The organism is Youngiibacter fragilis 232.1, from assembly GCF_000495435.3.
GTDB classification, from domain to species: domain Bacteria; phylum Bacillota; class Clostridia; order Clostridiales; family Clostridiaceae; genus Youngiibacter; species Youngiibacter fragilis.
In genome coordinates, this window is sequence record NZ_AXUN02000072.1 from 1 (window position 1) to 1,087 (window position 1,087).

At 46.2% G+C, this 1,087-nt stretch carries 1 protein-coding gene; it reads right to left on the reverse strand.

Features of this window, described 5'->3' with window-relative positions; genetic code table 11:
- Window positions 1-309: 309 nt before the first annotated feature.
- On the reverse strand, window positions 310-1,087 hold a 778-nt coding region (locus T472_RS04900; protein WP_023863372.1), incomplete at its 5' end, for an RNA-guided endonuclease TnpB family protein.

Consider the following 1,087-nt stretch of genomic DNA (forward strand, 5'->3'; position numbering starts at 1 on the left):
CTCCAACCACCAACGTTTCAGATTTGATTTGCATTAGCTTGTCGTTTTGTGTACTATTCATTTGGAGACTCCTTTCATACTTTGAATTTGTGCCTTTCTTGCCTTGGATCAGCACACTTTCATTGTATTGCTAAGGGTCTCCTTTTTCAAAGTTCAAGTTTTTTCATTACAGGAATGCTCTCATGACTAAAGTCACGAGATTCTTGGGAACAGAGCATACTTACCGGCTTATTTCTTTGCCGCCAGAGGTTTCTCTTGTTTACCAAGCTATCCCCGCAATTCCTGCGGTTCCTGTTTGTTTCTGTATTGCTAAGACTCTGGTGTAAGAGCTCTTATCCTGAGTCCTTCAGCCAGTATATTTTTTGCTGCATTGACATCACGGTCATGATGGGAATGGCAAACTGGACAGGTCCACCCCCTTACATGGAGTGGTTTCTTCCCATCCTTGTGGCCGCAATCTGAGCATATCTGACTTGACGGAAACCACCTGCTTATACTGATGACTTCTTTCCCATACCAGGCAGCCTTGTACCTAAGTTTCGATACAAGGCTCGTCCACGATACATCAGAAATGCTTTTTGCCAGCTTGTGGTTGCGCATCATGCCCTTCACGTTAAGGTCCTCGATACAGATGATGTCGTGGTTTTTGACTATCTCCGTACTGAGTTTGTTCAGAAATTCATTTCGCTGGTTCGCAACCTTTTCGTAGAGTCTAGCTACCTTCTGTCTCTGCTTCTGATAGTTCCTGGCTTCAGACAGGGGAACGCCTCTTTTCTCCGCAGCAAGTGCACGCCTTGCAAGCTTTCGCTGCTCACGTCTCAGCCCGTCTTCCATCTGTCTGGTGAAATGATTGTTGTCATTCCTGCTGCCGTCTGACATGACTGCAAAGTCAGTGATTCCGAGGTCAATACCGACGGCTGAGTCAGTCTTGGGCAATTCACATATTTCCTCTTCACAAAGGCTTGATACGAAGAATTTCCCGCTCGATTTCCTTCGTACTGTGGCATTCAGTATACGGCCTTTCATCTCCCTGCTGTCTGCAAACTTTACGAGGCCCAGCTTAGGCAGCTTCAGGCAATTTCCGGAT